General features: G+C 68.0%; 15 protein-coding genes. 11 read left to right on the top strand and 4 right to left on the bottom strand.

The window, feature by feature from the left end; genetic code table 11:
* Positions 1 to 33: 33 nt before the first annotated feature.
* Positions 34 to 1,527, bottom strand: a complete 1,494-nt coding sequence (locus AC6LJ9_RS27320) for a M81 family metallopeptidase (protein ID WP_498149982.1) — start codon at positions 1,525 to 1,527, stop codon at positions 34 to 36.
* Between the two features lie 22 nt (positions 1,528 to 1,549).
* Positions 1,550 to 2,857 carry an MFS transporter gene (locus tag AC6LJ9_RS27315; protein WP_498149981.1) on the bottom strand — a complete coding sequence of 436 codons (1,308 nt, stop codon included), beginning with the start codon at positions 2,855 to 2,857 and terminating at the stop codon, positions 1,550 to 1,552.
* A 168-nt stretch (positions 2,858 to 3,025) separates the two neighbouring features.
* Here AC6LJ9_RS27315 and AC6LJ9_RS27310 point away from each other — a divergent pair, with 168 nt between their 5' ends.
* Together AC6LJ9_RS27310 and speG are read left to right on the top strand one after the other, a co-directional pair.
* Complete coding sequence (locus tag AC6LJ9_RS27310; protein ID WP_498149980.1) at positions 3,026 to 3,976, top strand: LysR family transcriptional regulator; 951 nt, start codon at positions 3,026 to 3,028, stop codon at positions 3,974 to 3,976.
* A gap of 136 nt (positions 3,977 to 4,112) precedes the next feature.
* The gene (gene speG, locus AC6LJ9_RS27305; protein WP_103273914.1) at positions 4,113 to 4,697 is read left to right on the top strand and encodes a spermidine N1-acetyltransferase; all 585 of its coding nucleotides are present in this window, start codon (positions 4,113 to 4,115) and stop codon (positions 4,695 to 4,697) included.
* A gap of 78 nt (positions 4,698 to 4,775) precedes the next feature.
* Here speG and rtcR read toward each other — a convergent pair whose 3' ends face one another.
* Complete coding sequence (gene rtcR / locus AC6LJ9_RS27300) at positions 4,776 to 6,401, bottom strand: RNA repair transcriptional activator RtcR (protein WP_498149979.1); 1,626 nt, start codon at positions 6,399 to 6,401, stop codon at positions 4,776 to 4,778.
* 218 nt (positions 6,402 to 6,619) lie between these two features.
* Here rtcR and AC6LJ9_RS27295 point away from each other — a divergent pair, with 218 nt between their 5' ends.
* From AC6LJ9_RS27295 to rtcA, 4 genes are all read left to right on the top strand, one after another.
* Positions 6,620 to 8,182 (top strand): vWA domain-containing protein, encoded by a 1,563-nt coding sequence (locus tag AC6LJ9_RS27295; protein WP_498149978.1) that lies wholly within the window; start codon positions 6,620 to 6,622, stop codon positions 8,180 to 8,182.
* A 503-nt stretch (positions 8,183 to 8,685) separates the two neighbouring features.
* On the top strand, positions 8,686 to 9,909 hold the full coding sequence (locus tag AC6LJ9_RS27290; protein ID WP_212317735.1) for an RtcB family protein: 1,224 nt from the start codon (positions 8,686 to 8,688) through the stop codon (positions 9,907 to 9,909).
* 39 nt (positions 9,910 to 9,948) lie between these two features.
* Positions 9,949 to 10,767 (top strand): nucleotidyltransferase domain-containing protein, encoded by an 819-nt coding sequence (locus tag AC6LJ9_RS27285; protein ID WP_498149977.1) that lies wholly within the window; start codon positions 9,949 to 9,951, stop codon positions 10,765 to 10,767.
* Between the two features lie 24 nt (positions 10,768 to 10,791).
* Complete coding sequence (gene rtcA, locus AC6LJ9_RS27280) at positions 10,792 to 11,829, top strand: RNA 3'-terminal phosphate cyclase (protein ID WP_498149976.1); 1,038 nt, start codon at positions 10,792 to 10,794, stop codon at positions 11,827 to 11,829.
* A gap of 33 nt (positions 11,830 to 11,862) precedes the next feature.
* Here rtcA and AC6LJ9_RS27275 read toward each other — a convergent pair whose 3' ends face one another.
* Complete coding sequence (locus tag AC6LJ9_RS27275; RefSeq protein ID WP_498149975.1) at positions 11,863 to 14,256, bottom strand: heavy metal translocating P-type ATPase; 2,394 nt, start codon at positions 14,254 to 14,256, stop codon at positions 11,863 to 11,865.
* 102 nt (positions 14,257 to 14,358) lie between these two features.
* Here AC6LJ9_RS27275 and cadR point away from each other — a divergent pair, with 102 nt between their 5' ends.
* The 5 genes from cadR to AC6LJ9_RS27250 form a co-directional block, all read left to right on the top strand.
* Positions 14,359 to 14,796, top strand: coding sequence for a Cd(II)/Pb(II)-responsive transcriptional regulator (cadR, locus tag AC6LJ9_RS27270; RefSeq protein WP_212317748.1), 438 nt, complete (start codon positions 14,359 to 14,361; stop codon positions 14,794 to 14,796).
* A 195-nt stretch (positions 14,797 to 14,991) separates the two neighbouring features.
* Positions 14,992 to 15,585, top strand: a complete 594-nt coding sequence (locus AC6LJ9_RS27265; RefSeq protein WP_212317750.1) for a nitroreductase family protein — start codon at positions 14,992 to 14,994, stop codon at positions 15,583 to 15,585.
* 361 nt (positions 15,586 to 15,946) lie between these two features.
* A complete protein-coding gene (locus AC6LJ9_RS27260; RefSeq protein ID WP_212317752.1) occupies positions 15,947 to 17,179 on the top strand; it encodes a 3-methyl-2-oxobutanoate dehydrogenase (2-methylpropanoyl-transferring) subunit alpha in 1,233 nt (410 codons plus the stop codon).
* A 2-nt stretch (positions 17,180 to 17,181) separates the two neighbouring features.
* Positions 17,182 to 18,225 carry an alpha-ketoacid dehydrogenase subunit beta gene (locus tag AC6LJ9_RS27255; RefSeq protein WP_212317754.1) on the top strand — a complete coding sequence of 348 codons (1,044 nt, stop codon included), beginning with the start codon at positions 17,182 to 17,184 and terminating at the stop codon, positions 18,223 to 18,225.
* A 4-nt stretch (positions 18,226 to 18,229) separates the two neighbouring features.
* Positions 18,230 to 18,579, top strand: a 350-nt coding sequence (locus tag AC6LJ9_RS27250; RefSeq protein ID WP_498149974.1) for a biotin/lipoyl-containing protein, incomplete at its 3' end; no start/stop codon positions are given.

Genomic DNA, 18,579 nt, shown 5'->3' with positions numbered 1-18,579 from the left:
GTCCGGCTCCGTGCCGGCGCGGGCGCATGTCGTTCAGCCAGCGAAGGCGCGGCCCAGAGGCTTGACGCGGATGCCGGGGCGCAGGCGCGTCCAGGGCAGGTCGGCGGGGTCGGCCTGCATGGGGCCGGGGGCCTTGGCCACCAGCACCTCGTGCGCGATGGGCTGGAAGTCGGCGCGGAAGTGCACCGAGCTTTTCACCACCAGGATGGACATCTCTTCGGGCTGCACGCCGCCGACGCGGAACAGGTTGCGGTCCAGCATCTGCGTCTTGGTGGCGCTGACCACCACGCGCACGCCGCCGATGCGCAGCGTGGCCACGGCGCCCAGGTCCACGTCCATGCCGTTCATCATGGGGCCGTCAAAGCGCAGCCGGCCCGGCGACAGCGTCTCGACCGTGAATTCGCCCTCGAAGGGGGCGTCGCCGGCCACGCCGGATTGCCCGCCCAGGCGCAGGCGCAGCTTGGCGCCGACGCCGGCGGCCACCGCCTGTCCCACCACTTCGGGGTCGTAGAACAGGCCCAGCGCGGCGTTCTGCGCGTCGGCCTCGACCAGCGCGCGCAGCATGCCGGTGGTGTTGGCGTCGCCGCCCGCGCCGGGATTGTCCTGCGTGTCGGCGATGACCACCGGGCGCGAGGCGCCGGCGGCCAGGGCCTGGGCACGGCGCACGGCCTCGGCCGGTTCCAGGAAGTCGGGCGACCATTGCGGTTCCAGCGCCAGCACGCGCTGGTACAGCGTCTCGGCGGCCTGTTCGGCGGCGGCCGCGTCGGTGCCGTAGGCCCAGACCACCGGGCCGCATTCGTCGAAGTCGGCGGCCGGGAAGCCCGGCGCGAAGGATATCGACGCCACGCCCGGCGCCTGTTCCAGCTGCGCCAGTTCTTCGTAGACGCCGCGCGACGGCTGCAGCAGGGTGCACATGCCGTTGATCGGGATCAGGAAGGGCAGGCGGCGCTCGGCACGGTGCCAGTTGGCGCCGGCTTCGAGGCGGGCCAGCAGCAGGCGGGCGGCGTGCTCGCCAGTGTCGGCCATGTCCACGTGCGGATAGGTGCGGAAGGCGGCCAGGCCGTCGGCCTCGCCCAGCATCTGCGCGGTGACGTTGGCGTGCAGGTCCAAGCTGGCGATGACGGGCACGGCCGGGCCGACGGCCTGGCGCACGCGCGCCAGCAGCTCGCCTTCGCCGTCGTCCAGATGCTCGGCGACCATGGCGCCGTGCAGGTCCAGGTAGACGGCGTCGTAGCCGCCTTCGCGCGCCGCCTCGACGATCTCGCCGGCGATGCGCTCATAGGCGTCGGTGGTGACATGGGCGGACGGGCTGGCGCCGGCCCAGATCACGGTGCGCACCGTGTGGCCCTGCGCCACGACGGCGTTGATGAAGCCGCCGGCGGGGATGTTCACCTGCCGCAGCGCCAGCATGGCCTCGCCGCGCACCATGGCGGGAAAGCCCTCGCCGCGGACGAAGTTGTCATAGCCGGCCTTGGACGGCGCGAAGGTATTGGTTTCGTGCTGGAATCCGGCAACCAGGATGTGCATGATGGGTTTCCTGTCGTGGCGTTCAGGCGCGCGCGGTCGCGTGCGCGGATTGGGACGGGCGGTTGACCAGCAGCAGCAGGGCGCCGGCCACCAGCAGGGCGGAGATCGCGTACAGGCCGCCGGCCAGCGAGCCGGTCGATTCCTTGACCCAGCCGATGATGGACGGGCTGAGGAAGCCGCCCAGCAGGCCGATGCTGTTGATCAGCGCGATGCCGCCGGCGGCGGCCTCGCCTTTCAGGTATTGCGAGGGAATCGCCCAGAACACCGTGTAGGAAGCCCACATGAAGCCGGTGGCCAGCGTGATGGCGGCCAGCGACAGCGCGAACTGGGTCGGCGCGGCGGTGGCCACGCACAGGGCGACGCCGGCCAGCAGGGCGGGCACCAGCGTGTGCCAGCGGCGTTCCTGCATGCGGTCGGAACTGCGCGCGAACAGCAGCATGAAGGCGGCCGCGGCGATGTAGGGCACGGCCGAGTACAGGCCGATTTCCATGGTGTCCTTCACGCCGGCCAGCTTGAGCAGCGTGGGCAGCCAGAAGCTGACCGCATAGATGCCGCAGATCAGGCAGAAGTAGGTCAGCGCCATGCCGTAGATGGCGGGGTCGCGCAGCACCTGGCGGAAGGCGTGCTTCTGCTGGCCCGAGCGCGCGTCCAGGTCGGCGGCCAGCAGCGCTTTTTCCTCGGCGCTGAGCCATTTGGCCTCGGCGGGCTTGTCGTCCAGGTAGCGGTAGGCGACGATGCCGATCAGCACACAGGGCAGGCCTTCCAGCAGGAACATCCATTGCCAGCCGTCCAGGCCGTGCGCGCCGGAGAAGACCGTCATGATCCAGGCCGACACCGGGCCGCCGACGATGCCGCCGATGGGGCCGGCCAGCATCACCACCGCCATGACGCCCGCCATGCGCGACTGCGAATACCAGTAGGTCAGGTAGAAGATCATGCCGGGCGCGAAGCCGGCCTCGAACACGCCGAGCATGAAGCGCAGCACGTAGAAGCTCCATTCGCCCTGCACGAACAGCATGGACGCCGAGGTCAGGCCCCACAGCACCATGATGCGGCTGATGGTGCGGCGCGCGCCGATGCGGGCCAGCAGCAGGTTGCTGGGCACCTCGAACATCACATAGCCCAGGAAGAAGATGCCGGCGCCCAGTCCATAGACGGCGTCGGAGATGCCGATGTCCTGCTGCATCTGCAGCTTGGCGAAGCCGATGTTGATGCGGTCCAGGTAGGCAAAGACGTAGCACAGCAACAAGAACGGCAGCAGGCGCCACGTGATCTTGCGGTACAGCGGTCCCAGGCGCGGGTCGGCGCCCTGCGTGGCGGGATGGGGCATTGCATGTCTCCTGCGCGGGTCTGCGCCCGCGGTCGATAAAGGTAGCCGCGGCGCCGGAAGGGGCCGTGGAGGCGCAATTATCGGAAGGGCAGTGTGTTCGAAGCAATGACCTGGAATATGAATTATCGTTGCCTAATAGGCAACGATTGGGCAAGAAAAGGAAACGACATGCAGGAAATCAGCCAGAGCCGCTTGCGCTACTTCCATGAGGTGGTCGCCTGCGGCTCGGTGCGCGGTGCGGCCGAAAAGCTGGACACGGCGGCCTCGGTAGTCAGCCGCCAGATCCAGCTGCTGGAGAAGGAGCTGGGCGTGGCGCTGTTCGAGCGCCGCTCGCGCGGACTGACGCCGACCGAGGCGGCGGACATGCTGCTGGAGTACTACCGCGCCTGCCGCGCGCAACAGGAGCATCTGGGCGCGCGGCTGCAGGAACTGCGCGGCATGCAGCGCGGCAGCGTGCAGCTGATGATCAGCGAGGGTTTCATCGACAGCCTGATGGAGCATGTGATCGGCCCGTTCTGCATCGAGCATCCGCGCATCAACATCAGCGTCAACGTCGGCTCGGTCAACGAGGTGGTCGAGGCCGTGGCCTCGGACGCCGCCCATATCGGCCTGGCCTACAACCCGCCGGTGGATCCGCGCCTGCGCTGCCGCGCCAGCCGCAAGCACCCGGTCTGCCTGCTGACCCGTCCGGACCACGCGCTGGCGCGCCATCGCGCGCCGCTGACCATCGCCGACATCCTGCCGTATCCCTTCGCGCTGATGTCCGCGCCCTACGGGTTGAGACAGGCGGTGGACCTGCTGGAGTTCACCGAGCGCATCCACCTGACGCCCAGCCTGACCACCAACTCGCTGCGCGTGCTCAAGCAGTACGCGATGAGCGGCGCCGGCGTGACGCTGATGCCCAATCTGGGCGTGCATCACGAGGTGGCCAGCGGCGAGCTGGTGGCTCTGCCCATCGCGCATCCGATCCTGAGTTCGCCGGAATGCCAGGCGCTGCTGCGGCTGGGCCGGCCTCTGTCGTCGGCGGCGAGCGAGCTGATGCGCCGAATCGAGCAGGGGCTGCCGGCCTTCTGCGAGGAGGTTCCGGGCAAGGTCCGCAAGGTCAAGATCAGCCAATGACGCGGTATTCCGGGAACAATGCGCTGGAAAGCGTCACCCATGGCTGATGTAAATGCGGGAATGGCGGTATCAGGCCGTTTCGGGGCAGATCTTGCCTGCTTCGGATAAGATCCAGACACACCCGGAGGTACTCATCATGTCGGTCATGTCCGATATCAAGATCCGCCCGCTGGAGCGCGGCGACCTGCACTTCGTGCACAAGATCAACAACAACGACGTCATCATGCGGTACTGGTTCGAGGAACCCTACGAGGCCTACGACGAACTGGTTGCCCTGTACGACCGCCACCTGCACGACCAGAACGAGCGGCGCTTCATCATCGAGCGCGACACCGGCGAGCCGGCGGGGCTGGTCGAGCTGGTCGAGATCGACTACATCCACCGCCGCGCGGAATTCCAGATCATCATCGCGCCCAGCTACCAGGGGCGCGGCTATGCCAAGGCGGCCACGCGCATCGCGGTGGGCTATGCCTTCCGCGTGCTGAACCTGCACAAGGTCTACCTGGTGGTGGACAAGGACAATGCCGCCGCCGTCCATATCTATGAGCGTTGCGGCTTTCGCATCGAGGGTCTGCTGAAGGAAGAGTTCTTCTCCAACGGCGCCTATCGCGATGCCTATCGCATGGCGTTGTTGCAGCATGATCATCTGCGCGAGGTCGGCCCGGGCGCGCCGGACGCGCCGGTGCTGCGCGACTGGCCGCAGGAAGAGCAGGCCGGCTGAGTCCGGACGTACGCTCAGGTCCGGCCCCGGGGCGGCGCGCTGTCCCGGGGCCTTGCATTTGGTGGAACCCGGCCGGCTTCAGCCTTCCCGGCCGGAAACGCCTTCCCAGTTCAGGCCGAACTTCAACAGGTACTTGCGCAGCCGGTCGGCGTCATTGACCACGGTGCGCTGGGTGCGCGAGCGGTCATAGAGCTTGCGGCCCGCCTCGGACAACGAGTCCGATGCATGGCACACGCCGATGACGGCTTCCAGTTGCATGCGGTCGAACAGGTCCAGCGCGTCGGCCGCGCCATCGGGCAGCAGGGCGTCCAGGCGGGTCTTGCCATCGCCGTTGCCGCCGCCAACGCCGGCGGGCGCGCCGCGCTGCCACAGCCAGTGCAGGCGCTGGATCTCGGCTTCCACCAGCTCCACCGGTATGCGTCCGCCGTCGGCCAGCGTTGCCAGCCGTGTCACGCTGGCCGACAGGTCGCGGAAGTTGCCGGTCCATTTGGCCTCGGCCGACTTGGCGAATTTCAGGTAGCGCGTCCGCGCCTCGGCATTGAAGCGGACCACGGCGCCGGTTTCCTCGGCGGATCGCATCAGCAGGTGATCGACGTTGGGCTCGATGTCCTCGGGCCGCTGCGCCAGGCCGGGCAGGGCATAGGACCAGAGGTTGATGCGCGCATACAGGTCTTCGCGAAAGCGCCCCTGCGCCACGTCCACGCGCAGGTCGCGGTGGGTGCCGGCGATCAGCTGAAAATCGCTGCTGGTCTCGCGGTCGCTGCCCATGGGCAGGAAGCGCTTTTCTTCAACAGCCTTGAGCAGCATGGCCTGTTCGTCCAGGCCCAGTTCGCCGATCTCGTCCAGGAACAGCACGCCCTGGTGGGCGGTGCGCAGCAGGCCGGCCCGGTCGGCGGCCGCGCCGGTGAAGGCGCCTTTCTTGTGGCCGAACAGCGTCGAGGCGGCGCCGTCGCCGCGCAGCGTGGCGCAATTGACCTCGACGAACTCGCCCTGCACCTGATGGCGGGATTTCTTCAGTTCGTACATGCGCCGCGCCAGATGCGACTTGCCCGCGCCGGTGGGGCCGGTCAGCAGGATGGGCGCTTGCGAGCGCACCGCCACCCGTTCGATCTCTTCGATCAGCCGGTTGAAGGCTTTGTTGCGCGTGGGGATGCCGCTCTTGAGGAATTCCAGCGCGTCGTCCCGCGCCTGGTTGAAGCGCCGGGCCAGCACATCGTAGCGCGACAGGTCCAGGTCGATCAGCGTGTACTTGCCGGGGCTCTCGCCCGCCTGCTTCCTGGGCGGGGAGGTCTGCAACAGCAGGCCGGGAATGGTGCGCGATTCCACCATCAGGAACATGCAGATCTGCGCGACGTGGGTGCCGGTGGTGATGTGCGCCCAATACTGCTCGCGCTCGGGATCGAAGCGGTAGCCGCGCGTCCAGTCGTACAGCGCCGCGTACATCTCGCCGAAGTCCCAGGGATCGGCGAAGTCCATCGGGATCAGATTCACGACGGTGTCGGGCGACAGATTGGCGATGTCCTGCTCCACCAGCCGCGCCAGGGCCTGGTGGCGCGTTGGATAGAACAGCTCCAGCCGGTCGATCAGCGTGTCCTCGTGCTGGACCAGCGATACCGTGGGCCGCCATTTCGACCAGCGGCCCGCGCCCTGGCCAGCATCCAGCTGGGTGCCCAGGAAGCCGATGACGACGTTCTTCTTTTGCATGAGTCGGGATAGCTGATTAGATAAATGGCTAGCCAATATTCTATATAAATCAGAAGTGAAGAATTGGCCTGGATTCTGTTGATCGCTGAGAAAAAATAATTAATCATTTGAAAATCAATGGTTTGGAAAATTCTTCAAGCGCTGGCCTGAAAGCTGGCACGCCCTTTGCATAAGGAAAGGCATAGACGACAAATCGTATGCAAGAAGGAGAATGCTCCATGGTCAACACGCAACTCTTCCAGTCCCAGCGCGGCGCGATGCTGCCGGCGGCCCTGGATACCAATAACGAACTGGCGCCGGCCTATGCGTTCAGCCCGCGCCACCAGCTGGCCCAGCTCGCCGCCACCGGCTGCCTGCGCCAGACGTTCTACGCCCAGGCGCAGGACCAGCTCGATCGCGTGATGGCGCTGGCGGCCGAGGTGGATCCGGCCTTCGTGGCCAGGACGGCGGTCTATGCCCGCGAGTCCGGCCATATGAAGGACATGCCGGCCTTGCTGGCCGCGATCCTGGCGGTGCGCGACCTGGAGCTGCTGGCGCAGGTGTTCCCGCGAGTGGTCGACAACGGCAAGATGCTGCGCAATTTCGTGCAGATCCTGCGCAGCGGCGCCGTGGGGCGCAAGTCGCTGGGCACGCGGCCCAAGAAGCTGGTGCAGCGCTGGCTGCTGGAGGCCACCGAAAAGCAGCTGCTGAACGCGGCCGTGGGCAATGCGCCTTCGCTGGCGGACGTGGTCAAGATGGTGCATCCCAAGCCCGCCGAGGCCTGGCGCGCGGCCTGGTTCGCCTGGCTGATCGGCAAGCCCCATGACGAGGCCGCGCTGCCGCCCGCGACGCAGGCGTTCGAACGCTTCAAGCGCGATGCCACGGGCGAGCCGCCGGACGTGCCGTTCCAGATGCTAACTTCGCTCGGCATGACGCCGGCGCAGTGGGCGCAGGTCGCGCGGGCCGGGTCCTGGCAGATGGTGCGCCAGAACCTGAACACCTTCGCGCGCCACGGCGTGTTCGAGCAGCCCGGCATGGCCAAGGCCATCGCCGCCAAGCTGCGCGATCCGCAGGCCGTGGCCCGGGCGCGGGTGCTGCCTTACCAGCTGATGTCGGCCTTCAAGGCGGCGGGCGAGACGGCGCCGGCGGTGGTGCAGGACGCGTTGCAGGACGCGATGGAACTGGCGATCGCCAATGTGCCCGGCCTGCACGGGCGGGTGGTCGTGTGTCCCGACGTGTCGGGGTCCATGCGTTCCTCGGCCACGGGCTGGGCCGGTTCGGCGACGTCGACCGTGCGCTGCATCGACGTGGCCGCCCTGGTGGCCGCCGCCGTGCTGCGCAAGAATCGCCGGGCCCGCGTGCTGCCGTTCGACTTCGACGTGGTCGACGTGCGCATGAATCCGCGTGATTCGGTCATGACCAACGCGCAGAAGCTGGCCAGCATCGGCGGCGGCGGCACCCGCTGCAGCGCGCCGCAGGCTCGCCTGAACCGCGAGGGGGCGCAGGTGGACCTGGTGATCCTGGTCTCGGACAACGAGTCCTGGATGGACGCGCGGCGCAATGGCGCCACCGCGACCATGCGTGAATGGGAGACGCTCAAGCAGCGCAACCCGGGCGCGCGGCTGGTGTGTATCGACATCCAGCCGCATGCGACCACGCAGGCGGCGGAACGCGCGGACATCCTGAACGTGGGCGGTTTTTCCGACGCCGTGTTCGAGATGATCGCCAACTTCGCCGAGGGGCGCATGGGCGCCGGCCACTGGGTCGGCGAGATTGAAGCGGTGACGCTGGGCGTGCAATAGGGCGCCCGGCGGATCCAAGGGAACAAGCAGTATCGATTACGCGCGAATGCCGGCAGGACTACATCGGATGCCACGGGGTTCAAATCCCCAGGCCGGGAAACCGGAGCAGGCTACGTCTTGCCAATCTGGTCGCGCACCGTCTTGCTCCGGGGGATGATCCGCCGGGGCGGGTTGGACGAATGCGAACGGGACTACATCTTCCAATTGTCCGTCTCGTTCATGAACTAGTCGTCCCTTGCTCGCCACAGGCAACGGAAGTAAAGGAACATGAAGTATCGATTACGCGCGAATGCCGGCAGGACTACATCGGTGCGCCGCGGGGTTCGAATCCCCAGCCGGGAAACCGGCGTTGGCTACGTCCTGCCACTCTGGTCGCGCATTTTTTCCAGCCGGGCCGGTCCGGGTAATCCTCGGGCCGGGCGCGGCATGCAAGGCATCATCCTCATCTAGACGGCTTTCCCTGGAAAGCCGGTAAATTGTTCAGCAGCAAAAAGAAGATCAACATGACGAACCAGAACTACAACATCGAAGAAGTCGCCGGCGGCGTGCCGGTGAAAATGTGGACCAAGGGCGTGCCCGTCGAAGACGACGCCAAGCTCCAGCTGGCCAATGCCGCCCGCCTGCCCATCGTGTTCAAGCACATCGCGGCCATGCCGGACGTGCACCTGGGCATTGGCGCGACCGTGGGCTCGGTGATCCCGACCCTCAAGGCCATCATCCCGGCGGCGGTGGGCGTGGACATCGGCTGCGGCATGATGGCGGCCAAGACCACGCTGCGCGCCGAAGACCTGCCCGACAACCTGGGCCCGCTGCGCTCGGCCATCGAGCAGGCCGTGCCGCATGGATCGGCGCCGCGTGGCCGCCGCGACACGGGCAGCTGGGAGAACCCGCCCGTGTCCGTGGACCAGGTCTGGGCCACGCTGGCCGACGAGTTCGACGCGCTGTGCGAGCTGCATCCGCGCCTGCGCAACACCAACAACCGCAAGCACCTGGGCACGCTGGGCACGGGCAACCACTTCATCGAGGTCTGCCTGGATGAGGCGGGCTTCGTGTGGTTCATGCTGCACTCGGGCTCGCGCGGCGTGGGCAACGCCATCGGCACGCACTTCATCGAGCTGGCCAAGAAGGACGCGCAGCGCCACCAGAGCAACCTGCCGGACGAGAACCTGGCCTATTTCGAGGAAGGCGCCCAGTATTTCGGCCATTATGTGCGCGCGGTGTCGTGGGCGCAGAAGTTCGCGCTGCGCAACCGCGAGGTGATGATGGCCAACCTGATCGCGACCGTGCGCAAGGTCATCGCCAAGCCCTTCGAGTCGCACGTGGAGGCGGTGAACTGTCACCACAATTACGTGCAGCGCGAGCGCCACTTCGGCGAGGACGTGTTCGTGACCCGCAAGGGCGCGGTCAGCGCCAAGCGCGGCGAGCTGGGCATCATCCCGGGCAGCATGGGCGCGCGCAGCTACATCGTGCGCGGCCTGGGCAACCCGGAAAGCTTCGAAAGCTGCAGCCACGGCGCCGGCCGCGTCATGAGCCGCACCAAGGCCAAGAAGCTGTTTTCGGTGGAAGACCAGGTGCGCGCGACGGAAGGCGTGGAATGCCGCAAGGACGCCAACGTCATCGACGAGATCCCGATGGCCTACAAGGACATCGACGCCGTCATGGCGGCGCAGCGCGATCTGGTGGAAGTGGTGCACACCCTGAAACAGGTGGTGTGCGTGAAAGGTTGACGGAACGGGGCGAGAGCCCCGTTCCGCAAGGAGAGGAACATGAAGCAGGAAAGCGTCCTGAGCGCGCATCCGGTGTCGGACGACATGCGGACGCTCATCGCCGAGAAACTCGCGGATATCGAGCGCCAGCACCAGGTGACGGTGCTGTATGCCTGCGAGTCGGGCAGCCGGGGCTGGGGCTTCGCCTCGCCCGACAGCGATTACGACGTGCGTTTCGTCTACGTGCACCGGCTGCCCTGGTATCTGACCGTGCTGCCCGGGCGCGACGTCATCGAGCAGCCGATCAGCGGCGATCTGGACATCAACGGCTGGGACCTGCGCAAGACGCTGGGCCTGCTGCGCGATTCCAATCCCACGTTGCTGGAATGGCTGCGCTCGCCCATCGTCTATCGGGCGGTCGAACCCTGGGCGCCGCGCCTGCGCGCGCTGGCCGAGGAGGAATTCTCGCTGGTGCGCGGCTATCACCATTACGTGTCCATGGCCCGCAAGAACCTGCGCGAGCACCTGCTGGGCGAGGTCGTGCGCTACAAGAAGTACCTGTACGTGCTGCGGCCGCTGCTGGCGGCGCGCTGGATCCGGGAAGGACGCGGCGCGCCGCCCATGCGCTTCGCTGAGCTGGCGAGCGAGATGGTGACCGAACCGGCGCTGCTGGAAGAGCTCAACGCCTTGCTGGCGGTGAAGATGCGGGCGGGCGAGGCCGCCACCAGCCCGCGCTGGCCGGGCCTGCACGACTTCATCCTGCGCGAGCTGGAGTCGGCGCAGGCGCATGTCCCGGTCGCTGGCGACCGGCCGGACCTGGCGCGGCTGGACCGCTACCTGCGCGAGGCGGTGCTGCATTTCGATGCCACGCCCGCTTGAAATAATGATTTGAAGGATACAAAAGTGATCGAGATCGATGGGGCCGCCGGGGAGGGCGGCGGCCAACTGCTGCGTACTTCGCTGGCGCTGTCCATGTGCACGGGCCAGCCTTTTTCCATGAACCGCATCCGCGCCGGGCGCGCCAAGCCCGGCCTGATGCGCCAGCACCTGGGCTGCGTCACCGCCGCGGCCGAGATCAGCGGCGCGCGCGTGCAAGGCGGGGAAATGAACTCGCAGTCGCTGAGCTTCGCGCCCGGCAAGCCGCGCGCGGGCGACTACCGTTTCCACCTGGGCACGGCGGGCAGCTGCGGGCTGCTGTTGCAGACGCTGTGGCCGGCGCTGATGATGGCCGACGGGCCCAGCCGCCTGTCGCTGGGCGGCGGCACGCACAACCCCGCCGCGCCACCGTTCCATTTCCTGGCGCGCAGCTACGCGCCCTTGCTGGCCCGATTGGGCGCCAAGGCGGAACTGAACCTGCTCAGGATGGGTTTCTACCCGGCCGGTGGCGGCGAGATCGAGGCGCGGATCTGGCCGGCCGCCGATCAGCTGGAGCCGTTCGACCTTATCGAGCGCGGCGCGCCCGCCGCCAGCTATGCCGAATGCCATGCGCCGGCCCTGCCGCGCGCCGTCGCGCGGCGCGAGCTGGAACATCTGGGCGAGGCGCTGGGCTGGACCGGGGATCAGTTGCGCGTGGCCGCCACGCGCCAGCACGAAGGACCGGGCAACGCGCTGCTGGCCACCTTGGAGCATGAGCAGGTCTGCGAGGTGTACACGCGTTTCGGCGTCAAGGGCGTGACTGCCGAAGCGGTGGCCCAGGAACTGGCGCGGGACGTGCGAGCCTACCTGGACAGCGACGCGGCGCTGGGCCCGTACCTGGCGGACCAGTGGGCGCTGCCGCTGGCCCTGGCCGTATGGCGGCGCGGCCAGCCGGCGCAGTACACCTGCACCGAGCTGACCGCGCATGCGCGCAGCAACTTCGGCGTCATCGGGCAGTTCCTGCCGCTGAGGTTCACCGCGGCGCCGCTGGGGGCCGGCTGGCGGGTGAAGGTCGAGCCTGCCTAGGGCGGGTCCGGGCCTGCCTGGGGTGACCCGGCCCTAGGCCGCGCGCGCGGCCGGCGCGGCGCGCAGCAGGCGCAGCCCGTTGGCCACCACCAGCAGGCTGGCGCCCACGTCGGCGAACACGGCCATCCACAGCGTGGCGTTGCCGGTCATGGCCAGCGCCAGGAACACGGCCTTGATGCCCAGCGCCAGCGCGATGTTCTGCACCAACACGCTGTGCGTGGCGCGCGACAGGCGCAGGAACACGCCGATCTTGCGCAGGTCATCGTCCATCAGCGCCACGTCTGCGGTCTCGATGGCGGTGCCGGTGCCGGCCGCGCCCATGGCGAAGCCGATGTCGGCGCGCGCCAGCGCGGGCGCGTCGTTGATGCCGTCGCCCACCATGCCGACCTTGCCGGCCGGACTCAGCTTGCTTTCGATGGCCGCCAGCTTGTCCTCGGGCAGCTGGTCGCCGCGTGCCTCGTCGATGCCGACCTGGGCCGCGATGGCGCGGGCCGTGGGCGTGTTGTCGCCCGTCAGCATCAGCGTGCGCACGCCCAGCGCGTGCAGCTCGGCGATGGCGGCGGCGCTGGTGGGCTTGACGGTGTCGGCCACGGCGGCCAGCGCCAGCACGCGGCTGCCGTCGGTCAGGCCGATCACGCTCTTGCCCTGGCGCTCCAGTTCGTCCATGCGCGCTTCCAGCGCGTCGCTGGCCACGCCGGCTTCGCGCATCAGGCGGCGGTTGCCGAGCTGGAAGGTCACGCCGTCGATCACGCCGGCCACGCCACGGCCGGGCAGGGCGGCGAAGTCGGCCACGTCCAGCAGCTGATGGCCGGCCTCGCGCGCCGCGTTGGCCACGGCCAGCGACACGGGGTGGTCGGAGCGCGCCGCCAGGCTGGCGGCGACCAGCGCCGCGGGCTGGCGGCTCAGGTCGGACGGTTCCCAGGCCTGCAGGTCGGTCTGCACCGGCTTGCCGTGGGTCAGGGTGCCGGTCTTGTCCAGCGCCAGCCATTGCAGGTTGCGGCCTTCTTCGAGGTAGACGCCGCCCTTGACCAGGATGCCGCGTCGCGATGCGGCGGTCAGGCCGCTGACGATGCTGACCGGCGTGGAGATCACCAGCGCGCAGGGGCAGGCGATGATCAGCAGCGCCAGCGCGCGGTAGATGGCGTCGAACCAGGGCTGGCTCCACAGCAGCGGTGGCACCACGGCCACCAGCACGGCCACGCCCACCACCACCGGCGTATAGATGCGCGAGAAGCGGTCGATGAAGCGCTGCGTCGGCGCGCGCGCGCCCTGGGCCTGTTCCACGGCGTGGATGATGCGGGCCAGCGTGGTGTTGCCGGCGGCGGCGGTGACGCGGTATTCGAACGAGCCCGAGGCGTTGACCGTGGCGGCGTAGACGGGATCGCCCTCGGCCTTTTCCACCGGCAGGCTTTCGCCGGTGATGGGCGACTGGTCCACGGCCGAGCGGCCGCTGACGATCTCGCCGTCGGCGGCGATGCGCTCGCCCGGCCGCACGCGCACGATGTCGCCGGGCTGCAATTGCGCGGCCGGCACTTCCTGCCACGTGCCGTCGGGCTGCCGGCGCGTGGCGGTCTCGGGGGCCAGGTCCAGCAGGCCGCGGATGGCGTTGCGGGCGCGATCCAGCGAACGCGCCTCGATCAGCTCGGCCACGTTGAACAGGAACATCACCATGGCCGCCTCGGGCCATTGGCCGATCAGCACCGCGCCGGTGACGGCGATGCTCATCAGGGCGTTGATGTTGAGATTGCCGTTGCGCACGGCGATCCAGCCCTTGCGGTAAGTGTCCAGGCCGCAGGCCAGGATGGCGGCCACGGCCAGCGCGGCGGTGACGTAGACGGACCAGCCGGCGAAATGCGAGAACTCGGACAGCGCGGCCATCAGGCCGGCGCCGCCGATGGCCCACCAGTTCACGGGCTTGGCGGCGGGCGCGGGCGGGCGCGGCGCGTTCTCGGCCAGCGGCTCGGGCGTCATGCCCAGCGACTTGATGGCGGCCGTGATGCGCTCCAGCGCGCCTTCGGCGTGAACCACGGTCAGCACGCGCTGCATCAGGTTGAAGTCCAGCGCGTGCACGCCGTCCAGGCCGCCGAGCTTCTTGCGGATCAGGGTTTCTTCCGTCGGGCAGTCCATCTGGCCGATGCGCAGGCGCGCCAGCAACTGGCCGGGACCGGCCTGCAGCGTCGAAGCACCAGCCGTCGCGGCGATCAGCGGGACGGCGGCGCCGTGGGCGCAGCAGCTGTCCTTGGCGTGATCATGTTGATGGTCGTGGTCGTGGTCGTGGTCGTGGTTGTGGTCATGGCTGTGGCCGTGGGCATGGTCATGGCCGTGGTCGCCATGTGCGTGATCGTGGCCATGCGCGTGATCATGGCTATGGTCATGGTCGTGGCCGGACCGGGGATGTGGCTGTTGTTTGATCGGTGCTAAAGACATCGCGTCACGCCTCGAAATATGCTCAGTGACCCTATTCGACACCTTGGAGTTACTATAGGGTCAACCCCCTTACATCAATCGGATGCGATCCGGGAGGCGGAAATGCGTATTGGTGAACTGGCGACGGCGACCGGCACCACGGTCGAGACCATCAGGTACTACGAGAAGGAAGGCCTGCTGCCGGCGCCCGAGCGCGGGCTGAACAATTACCGCAGCTACGGGCCGCTGCAGCTGGAGCGCCTGCGCCTGATCCGCAATTGCCGGGCGCTGGACATGACGCAGGAAGAGATCCGCGCCATCCTGTCCCTGGCGGACAACCATCAGAATGGCGGCTGCGGCCCGATCAACGAACTGTTCGACGAGCACATCGCGCACGTGGATGAGCGCATCGCCGAGTTGACACAGCTCAAGACCCAGCTGACGGAGCTGCGCCAGCGCTGCCTGTCGGCGCGGCCCGATGCCGAGGACTGCGGCATCCTGCATGGCCTGAGCGAGATGCAGGTCGAGGAACGGCAGGAGCGGCACACGCACCTGGGCTGACGGCCCATTCCCCGCGCGCGCCCGACAGACTTCCCGGGTTTCCGTATGGACGCCGCGCGGATTCCCTTGATGTTCGCCGGGGGATAGGGCGCGCGGGCGCGGGGATCGCTTAACATATGAGAATATGATTCTTTCCCATTTGGCGTCGCCCCATCACAGGCCGACGCCAACGGGATTCCAGATTTCGCAGACGCCATGACGACTACCCAGACCGCCACCCCCTTGCACGCCCTGACTTCCCGCCGCTCCGTCAAATTCCTGCGCGCCCCGGCGCCCAAGCAGGACGAACTGGAGCAGATCCTGCAGGCCGCCATGTCGGCGCCCGATCACGGCGCGCTGCGCCCGTGGCGCTTCGTGCTGGTTCGCGGCGAGGCCATCGCCAAGCTGGCCGACGTGGCGATCGGCGCGGTCAAGCGCAGCGGCGATCCGCGCATGACGCCCGAAAAGGAAAAGTCCGTGCGCGAATGGATGGCCGCCGTGCCGCTGTTCATCGCCGTGGCGCAGAAGATCGCGCACGACAACACCAAGATCCCCGAACAGGAACAGTTGCTGGCCACCGGCGCCGCCGCCATGAACCTGCTGAACGCCGTCCACATGCTGGGTTATGGCGCGTTCTGGAGCACCGGCATGGGCACCTATGTCGAGGACGTGCAGAACGCGCTGGGCCTGGACTCGCTGGACTACCGTTTCCTGGGCTACCTGGCCGTGGGCACGCCGGCTTGCGCGGTGCCGCAGGCGACGCGTCCGGACTTCCGTGAATTCGTCACGGAGTGGAACGGTCCCGTCTGATCGGACGCCGCGCGCCAGCGCGGACGCCACGCGGCGCGATACGACAAGACCCGGCTCAGGCCGGGTTTTTTCATGTCCGCCGGATTCGCAACGGCAGGCATGCGCGCGGCGCACAGCCAATGCCGGCGCGGCCTGGCGGCGCGCGGGCAAGGCGCGCCAAGGCTCGCACCGGTGTGACAAGGCGCCGGGCCGCGTCCGCGCTCAAGGCTCGTCGCCGGCCCCTGGCCCGTGTTACTCTGGCCGGCGGCCACGCGCTCCAATCGCGCGCGATGGCCAGCGATGGCAAGGCCCGCGACTACCCCCTCGGGCCCTGTCTTGTGAAGAAGAATGCGCATGACACGATCAAGCGTGGAGACAATTTATGAGCCAGTACGGGCCGTTGAAGTTGCACGTCCCCGAGCCCACAGGGCGTCCGGGTTGCAAGACAGACTTTTCCTATCTGCGCGTCTCGCCTGCCGGCGAGGTTCCCAAACCCCCCATTGATGTCGCCGCGATCGACACCGGCAATCTGGCCTACAGCCTGATCCGCGTGATCGACGAGGACGGCCAGGCCGTTGGCCCGTGGGCGCCGGACATCAGCGACGAGCTGCTGCGCGCCGGCATGCGGACCATGCTGAAGACGCGCATCTTCGACGGTCGCATGCTGACCGCGCAGCGCAAGAAGAAGATTTCCTTCTACATGCAGAGCCTGGGCGAGGAGGCCATCGGGTCGGCCCACGCGCTGGCGCTGGAACAGGGCGACATGTGTTTCCCGACCTACCGGCAGCAGAGCATCCTGCTGGCGCGCGAGGTCTCGCTGGTCACCATGATGTGCCAGCTCATGTCCAACGAGCGCGACCCGCTCAAGGGCCGCCAGCTGCCGGTCATGTATTCCGACCGCGAGAATGGCTTCTTCAGCATCTCGGGCAACCTGGCCACGCAGTTCATCCAGGCGGTGGGCTGGGGCATGGCCTCGGCCATCAAGGGCGACACGCGCATCGCCTCCGGCTGGATCGGCGACGGCGCCACCGCCGAGGCCGATTTCCACACCGCGCTGACCTTTGCCCACGTGTACCGCGCGCCGGTGATCCTGAACGTGGTCAACAACCAGTGGGCCATTTCCACGTTCCAGGCCATCGCCGGGGGCGAGGGCGCCACCTTCGCCGGCCGTGGCGTGGGTTGTGGCATCGCCTCGCTGCGCGTGGATGGCAACGATTTCCTGGCCGTGTACGCGGCCTCGCGCTGGGCCGCCGAGCGCGCCCGCAGCAACCTGGGCCCGACCCTGATCGAATGGGTGACCTACCGCGCCGGCCCGCACTCCACCTCCGATGATCCTTCCAAGTACCGTCCGGGCGACGACTGGAACCACTTCCCGCTGGGCGATCCGATCGAGCGCTTCAAGAAGCACCTGATCCTGCGCGGCATCTGGTCCGAAGCCGAGCACGAAGCCGTGCGCGCCGAACTCGACGCCGAGATCCTGGCCGCGCAAAAGGAAGCGGAAAGCTACGGCACCCTGGTGGACGGCCACGTCCCCAGCGCCGCCAGCATTTTCGAAGACGTGTACAAGGACATGCCGGAGCACCTGCGCCGGCAGCGCCAGCAGCTCGGAGTCTGATCATGGCAAGCGACAACAATATCGGTCCGGCGTCCGCGTCGATGACCATGATCCAGGCTTTGCGCTCGGCCATGGATGTGATGCTGGAGCGCGACAACAACGTGGTGGTATTCGGCCAGGACGTGGGCTACTTCGGCGGCGTGTTCCGCTGCACCGAAGGCCTGCAGACCAAGTACGGCAGCTCGCGCGTGTTCGACACGCCGATCTCCGAGGGCGGCATCGTCGGCGTGGCGGTGGGCATGGGCGCCTACGGCCTGCGGCCGGTGTGCGAGATCCAGTTCGCCGACTACTTCTATCCGGCTTCCGACCAGATCGTGTCCGAGGCGGCGCGCCTGCGCTACCGCTCGGTCAACGAGTTCATCGCGCCGATGACGATCCGCATGCCCTGCGGCGGCGGCATCTACGGCGGCCAGACCCACAGCCAGAGCCCCGAGGCCATGTTCACGCAGGTCTGCGGCCTGCGCACGGTCATGCCGTCCAACCCCTATGACGCCAAGGGCCTGCTGATCGCCGCCATCGAGAACGATGATCCGGTGATCTTCCTGGAACCCAAGCGCTTGTACAACGGCCCCTTCGACGGCCATCACGACCGGCCCGTCACGCCCTGGACCGGGCGTCCGGGCAGCGTGGTGCCCACCGGCTACTACACCGTGCCGCTGGATTCGGCCGCCATCGTGCGGCCCGGCAACGCGCTGACCGTGCTGACCTACGGCACCACGGTGCACGTGTCGCTGACCGCGGCCGAGGAAACCGGCATCGACGCCGAGGTCATCGACCTGCGCAGCCTGTGGCCGCTGGACCTGGACACCATCGTCAACTCGGTCAAGAAGACCGGCCGCTGCGTGGTGGTGCATGAAGCCACGCGTACCTGCGGCTTCGGCGCCGAGCTGATCTCGCTGGTGCAAGAACACTGCTTCCATCACCTGGAGGCGCCCGTGGAGCGCGTGACCGGCTGGGATACGCCGTATCCGCACGCGCAGGAATGGGCGTACTTCCCCGGCCCGCGCCGGGTTGGCGAAGCGTTCAAGCGCGCGATGGAGGGTTGAGAGAATGGGTATTCATGTCATCAAGATGCCCGACATCGGCGAAGGCATCGCGGAAGTCGAACTGGTCGCCTGGCATGTGAAGGTCGGCGACATGGTCGCCGAGGACCAGCCGCTGGCCGACGTCATGACGGACAAGGCCACGGTCGAGATTCCCGCGCCGGTGGTCGGCCGCGTGGTCGCGCTGGGCGGCGAAGTGGGCCAGGTCATGGCCGTGGGCGGCGAACTGATCCGCCTGGAAGTCGAAGGCGAGGGCAACCTCAAGCCGGGCGCGGACGCGCCGCCAGCCAAGGCGCCGGCCGCAGCCGCAGCCGCGCCTGCCGCCGCGCCGCAAGCGCCCGTCGAGGCGCCCAAGCC

This window comes from Achromobacter sp. 1011811831, from assembly GCF_059760905.1.
Note: the sequence above shows the minus strand (reverse complement) of the source record. Positions and strands in the feature narration are given on the sequence as shown.